This window comes from Vibrio sp. M260121 (assembly GCF_036533715.1).
GTDB lineage: Bacteria > Pseudomonadota > Gammaproteobacteria > Enterobacterales > Vibrionaceae > Vibrio.
Window position 1 is genome coordinate 58,114 of record NZ_JATABF010000036.1, and the last position, 6,417, is coordinate 64,530.

Below are 6,417 nucleotides of genomic sequence, written 5' to 3' on the forward strand. Positions count from 1 at the left end.
ATATCTCTTGTTTCAATAAACCTTACAGAAAAAGTGTGCTTCATTTTGGCAAATATATGAATGTCATCGTGTATTAAATACTCAACTCAATTAGCATGGACTTTTTAACATCTTGTTACATTTATAAAATCCATGTTTGGATTAAAACGAATCAAATCGGAAAATGAGGCGCTTAAGCAAGAGCTCGCAGACCTCAAAAAGAAGTACCAAACTGACGTTACTGCTCTGGAAAAACAGCTCCAAGAAACACAACAGCTTGTTCGCACTGCACAGCAAGAGCACAACAATAGCGACGAGTTGATGTCGAGCAGTTTGAAAGGCGGAGACATGCTCAAAACAATTCGAACCGAGATGGTCGAAAGTGCTCAATCCATGGCGAATGAAAACCAAGAACTGCAACAGTTTGATGAAATGTTTAAGCAGACACATCAGGTCTTAGCACGGCTTGATAACAGGGCTGTAAAGATCAGCACTCAAGCCTCACAAAGCATTGAATCTGTTCAAATATTAGATAACACCGCCACTTCTATTTCCCACCTTGTATCTACTATTCAAGAGATTTCTGACCAAACCAACTTGCTCGCTCTCAATGCCGCCATTGAGGCCGCACGAGCCGGTGAAGCTGGACGTGGATTTGCCATGGTCGCAGATGAAGTCAGAACACTTGCGGGTAAAGCGAGCGAGACCAGTGAGAAAATTGATTCGTTGGTTAACCAAGTTCTCACACAAGTCAGCGCATAAAAAGCTCCATCGATGAAAACCAAACTTGCGCGGAAGAAGTCTCTGCCTCTTCGGCTCAAATTGGCACTATCGTGAATGAAGTGATGGTGAAGTCAGAACACATGAAGCAAGTGATTCATATCGCTTCAACGCGTGCCTTCTTGGATACAGTCAAACTCGACCACGCGATCTGGAAAAACAACGTCTACCGCCTATTACAAAGTGGCGCATTCGGTGAAACGGTGAATAGCCACTCAGAGTGTCGTTTAGGCCAGTGGTACTACCGTGGAGATGGCAAGGCTTACAGCCACCTAAGAAGCTATGCGCTACTTGAAGAACCACATAAAGGCGTGCATGACAGCGGACGTGAAGCGATGAGCCAAGCCAAATCTGGCAACATGGTCGGCATGGTGACCGCAATTAACGCCATGGGAGACGCCAGCGAACAAGTCGTCGTTCAGATAGACCGCTTGATGGATGAGATAATCGCGAGTTAATGTGCTCAATGGCGCTAACTCTTTCTTGCGGTACTGGAGGAAAAAAGTTAGCACTAATATATTGTTCTGCCCATTTTTTACACTAATTTCCACTTTTAGGCCCCAATGCACTTAAGAATTAGTGTTTTACTTCCGTTGCTATTGACCCTTGTCCACATTAAATGAGGTTCTTTATCGTTTAAGCAATCAGCTTCGTTTAAGTCGAATGAGTCACCCCAGCTAGTAATAAAAATGTTTTGGGAAACAATATCCTTCTCTTGTTTAATTAAGGAAGTAGAAGAACACCCTGAAAGAAAAGATAAAAAGAACAAAATAGATATAACTTTCTTCATTAAAAATATACAGTTTTAAAGTGGAAAGATAGCCTATCATCAAAGAAAGCTATAAAATTAGCATATCTAAACTACCAGTCAATGCGAATGCTATTAATATATAACGTTCACTGTTCAAGTTCACCTTCCTCTTTAAGTTAATTAGGCATGTTTAATAGATGTTTTTTTCAAAGTGCATAGTTACGACATCTTTATTTAAGTACATTATAGTGATTTCACAGCACTACATTAATGACATTAAATAAACATAAGTAAATATAGATCCTCATGGAACAAATCGATTTAAATAGAAAAAAAAACCATAAAAAACGTAATAGCAAACCAAGCAAGAATGATGCTAAAGCGTGGGAAGTACGAAAACGTATAGAAGAGCTTATTGAGGACCGACAACTTGTTAAACTATTTGAGCTGTAAATAATGAAAATTAACACCAATTAATTTTTATTACTTCAAATCATTAAATAGGATGAGCATTTAACCAAGTTAAAAGTAATTAACTCGTTATAACTATCGTATAAACACTATGCCACTAAGCCAAACCGAACGAAAAAAAACTTTCATATTAAGATCAAAAGAGAAGTATGGAAGTTCATATGACTACTCGCTAGCAAACTATATCGACCAGAGAACTCATTTAGTAATTATTTGCCAGAAGCACGGGAAGTTTCATACTTCCCCTAAAAATTTTCTATCAAGTACTAAAACGATAGGGTGTCCACATTGTCGTCGCGAGGAGAGACTCAGCAACCACGTAAAAGTTGTTGCCGAACCTAAAGAGACTAAAAAGTGTGAAACAGATAATTTTAATGTTCGTGGTGGAACAAAGAAGCACGATCACTTGCTACGTCAAGTTTTTGATTAATGAAGCTATAAGCCGATAAAAATCATGTTAATTTTCAGAACTTTACGAATTAATCATAACCATAACGCACTCAACGACTGCAACAATTCTGAACTCGCGCCTTGTGCTCCTAGAAACTCTAGCAGTATCGGAGCAAATTGATTGATCATTGATGTATCTAGCCCTAACCCAGTGAAAACATTCTGAACGGCACTAATATTATCCGCACCGTTTAAAAGATTTTCAGCAAAGCCTGAGTTTACATTTGCTGACAATAATGAGCTCAACTCTATGTTGTTTTGTTTAGACAATTGATTTTGAGCAAGAGCGAGCAGTGCACTTGCTCCTCCCGCGGCTTGAGCACTAGTTACTCCAAGATGATCAGATAAAGTATGAGTCAATTCGGAACCAGCACCCTCAATACCAACACTTTTGTTCATCACATCGCTTAAACTAACCGGATTCTCTTTTGTTGCAAGCGGTGTGGCGTTACAACCAGAAAGAAAATACACCACTCCAATTATCATTACGGTATTTTTAAGTATCATATTTACCTCTTAACATTTTAAAAGAGCTATCATAAAGACCGAGGCCATTTTGAAGAAGGGCATCTAAAGCTATAAGATATAAGAAGTGCCTTTATCGTGTAATAAACATGAGACTAATTACCTTTGATAAATATTATTATCTATTACCTCTAAAGCGGTATTAAGAGCATTATTATTTTCTTTATCCAAGCTGTTAAGCAACTCAATTCTAATCTCCTCTTTTAAACTAACTAAGTAATCTTTATCCAAATCAAGTTCAGGATACTGATTGATCACCAATGCCTTATCTAGAACACACTTTGTTTCTATCATAACTTCTTTCGCTATTTTTTCATTTGAAATACCCTTAACTTTTGCCATACTCTCAATCCAACTCAGTTTTTTATGCTTGTCTACACCACAGAAAACATCGGATTTAGCTTTAAATAAGTATGACTCAAATATCTTACGCTTATTGTCATTTAGTATTTCATCTGGTATTGACGACACATATGAATAAACTGCCGATTCAATACTATTGCTACTAGATATTAGTATTCTTTCTAGCAATTTACCATCATCCAATAGAATAGCATTTGAAAGTTTTATTTTACCCAAATATTCTTCAGAAATAGAATGATTTATATTTATCAATTCATTTTCTATAAATTGAAGATAATCTTCAGTCGAGATTAAGTTATTAAAGTTCAGTATAAGTGTATTATTTACCTCACTTCCGTTATATGGATTATACATTTCACTTTCAAAGAATTTTTTTATTCTTACGAAATCATCCGTATATAAATGCAAATCATCCTCACTAGTAACTGCGGTTAGTAATGTTGAATTAGACAATAGCCTAATTATTTTCTCTTTAGTTTTAGTACTTGTTGTTACATAATATAAATCTATAAATTCCGTTGATAACAGCAACGGTTTTAAATCAGAAATGACATCTATCAAATATTGGGACTCGAATGACTCGGGAGGGTAATCAGTGAGCATACTATAAATTTTTTTCACCTTATCCTCTCTTGATAATTCTATAGATTCAATAATTTCCTGTAGTATTTCATCTGTGTTACTTAAAGAATTTTTAAAAATATCAGAGTCAATTTCATCACTTGCTATATAATTAGAAACCTTTTCCTCCATTAAAACGCCAGGCACTTTATCGACCTCTACCTCATCTGCATAAAAATATACTTTAGAAAAAACAATAATAATTAGAAAAAGTAAACTAAGTGTCTTCATATTTTCTCCTAATATTTCAATTTAAATAGACATCTATCACTAACGGCACTAATCTATTCAAAATATTAATTTTAAGAAAATTATCTAGTTAGATGGTCAATTGAACAACCTAACTCAGCAGAGTGTGCCCATAAAGATCTAAATCCTAATTAATTTGTAATGACCTGAATTTATGTTAAAAACTAGAATAAAACATAGGAGATATAGACAACCATACCTAATTTATATCATTTACGAGCACTGCTTTATGAAAAGAATAAATAGTGGGTAAAAACACTAGAAATAATTACATCCTATCGTAATGTTTATACATAGAAATCGGAGTACTTCCATAAGGCTTACTCTCATTTGTCCGTTTCCATGCAAAGGCAACAAAAGTATCACACCTGAATTTGGCTTTTTGAGCTACTATCTTTTTACTCTCCCACTGATGAGTTTCTTCATTATAAACTCGTTTCCAAGACCACCTTCCCGGTGTAGCATAGAAAGATAGAGTATAAGACGGAAAGATTCTTTTGTTTGCTTATTTTCTAGAGAGTAAGGTAGATCTACAAGCATGAATTCGGGATTATCCCTAGTCTTATTAAAACATCCCTTGCGAACAATCATTTTTTGTCAATTTTTATTAATCTAACTCTTACTTTAATATTATTTGCTAACCTTTCCAGTAATTGCAAATTATAACTATTTTCTGTAATTATTAACGTAATTCCAGCAAACTTCTTTGTAATTCTGTAAACTTCAATAGGTATGGAGAAGTATAAATTATGATGAAAATAAATAAAAAATTGTGACTTGAGATTAAATCAATATCCTTATCTTCATAATCTTGCTTATTTTTATATTCAAAAAACTCAAGACTATTTCTGTTGGCTTGTTTATATTCTTCCCAGAGTATCAAGCGCTTATCATCATAATTACTCTTAAAAATATACCTAAGAAAAATATCAGCATCTATTTTCTCTAAGAACTTTTTAATTTCAACAGCTTCTAACGATGAAACTTCATTAATCATATATCTTCCTCTATTTTGGAGAAATACACATATTCACTTTGTTTCAAAATGGTTTGTGTTGCAATCACTTACAATCAAACTAATCTCGATAAAATCATTTGCCATTTTAATAACATCTATTATATCAATCTCAATCATATTAATACCTATTCATTCAAATTTTAGTTTGTGTATTATATATCTAACTCGCAAAATAAATATGGCGCAAAAAAAACAGACGTGGAAGCTTATATATAATTTCTTTTTTCTATAAATATATGAAACAATCAAAATCAAACAAATCACTGTTATGGTTATGATATTTATACAAAAAAACCATATTCTCACCAAAAGAAACCAGAACAAAAAATCAATTATTGACAAAAAATCAATACACATGACTAATTTCAACCAAAACACAAGCAACATGAAATTTATAACTCTGTGACTATCAATCACAAAATAATGTTATATTTGTTATTTGTTATTTGTTTTTTGCAGTAGACATTCGCACTTTTACTATAATTTTAGTTTAATAAACACCCTATTAAAGAGCTCATGGAATTCAGCAGTAGCTTATTAAATAATTACATCTACCCATCTGTGTATGAACAACTCATACACTTCAAAACTTTGTTGCGTAAATCGAAAGCTTGCGATCTGATCGGCTACATTCATTAATATCTGAAGCCTCATATCGAAACCATGCTACAAAAAAACTAGGCTTTGTTGCGTAATTCGATGGAACTAAATCAGGAAGTTACGATCTGATCGGCTACATCAGTTAATCATCGTAGCCTTATGCCGAAACCTTGTTACAAAACAACTAACTGGAAACAGTACAACAAAGCCCTAATCAATCGTGGTTCACTCACTTTCTGGATTGATGAAGAAGCTATAAGCGAATGGAAGCAAAGCAAACAGAACAAGCGCGGCAGGCCTCGTCAATTCAGCGACCTAGCCATTACTACCGCACTGATGGTAAAACGCGTTTTCTCTATGCCATTGAGAGCGCTGCAAGGTTTTCTAAACTCCGTATTTAAGCTGGCTAACATACCGCATTACACCTGTATAAGCCGTCGAGCTAAGGAAGTTGAGGTTTCCCAGAGGCGTGATACAGCATCTGGCCATCGATGCCACTGGTCTCAAGGTTTATGGCGAAGGTGAATGGAAGGTCAAAAAGCATGGTACTGATGGGAAGCGCAGAGTCTGGCGTAAGCTACATTTAGCAGTGGATACCAGCACCCACGAA

Annotated in this window: 3 protein-coding genes and 2 pseudogenes; 2 read left to right on the forward strand and 3 right to left on the reverse strand. The window is 34.9% G+C overall.

All coding sequences use genetic code 11. The features are described 5' to 3' along the window. Positions 1-132: 132 nt before the first annotated feature. Positions 133-1,217, forward strand: a pseudogene (locus tag QTO06_RS18140) (methyl-accepting chemotaxis protein). A gap of 1,247 nt (positions 1,218-2,464) precedes the next feature. On the opposite strand, the gene QTO06_RS18145 reads toward QTO06_RS18140, so the two are convergent. From QTO06_RS18145 to QTO06_RS18155, 3 genes are all read right to left on the reverse strand, one after another. Then, positions 2,465-2,938, reverse strand: coding sequence for a DUF2780 domain-containing protein (locus tag QTO06_RS18145; RefSeq protein ID WP_331409241.1), 474 nt, complete (start codon positions 2,936-2,938; stop codon positions 2,465-2,467). Between the two features lie 117 nt (positions 2,939-3,055). Next, positions 3,056-4,171, reverse strand: a complete 1,116-nt coding sequence (locus QTO06_RS18150) for a hypothetical protein (RefSeq protein WP_331409242.1) — start codon at positions 4,169-4,171, stop codon at positions 3,056-3,058. Positions 4,172-4,871: 700 nt separating this feature from the next. After that, on the reverse strand, positions 4,872-5,186 hold the full coding sequence (locus QTO06_RS18155; protein WP_331409244.1) for a hypothetical protein: 315 nt from the start codon (positions 5,184-5,186) through the stop codon (positions 4,872-4,874). A 780-nt stretch (positions 5,187-5,966) separates the two neighbouring features. On the opposite strand from QTO06_RS18155, the pseudogene QTO06_RS18160 reads away from it, so the two are divergent. Beyond that, positions 5,967-6,417, forward strand: a pseudogene (locus QTO06_RS18160) (IS5 family transposase); the annotation flags it as partial.

Excerpts from the sequence above, each read along its gene's own strand:
- QTO06_RS18155 (WP_331409244.1), bottom strand. The coding sequence starts at position 5,186 with ATGATTAATGAAGTTTCATCGTTAGAAGCTGTTGAAATTAAAAAGTTC.
- QTO06_RS18145 (WP_331409241.1), bottom strand. The coding sequence starts at position 2,938 with ATGATACTTAAAAATACCGTAATGATAATTGGAGTGGTGTATTTTCTT.
- QTO06_RS18150 (WP_331409242.1), bottom strand. The coding sequence starts at position 4,171 with ATGAAGACACTTAGTTTACTTTTTCTAATTATTATTGTTTTTTCTAAA.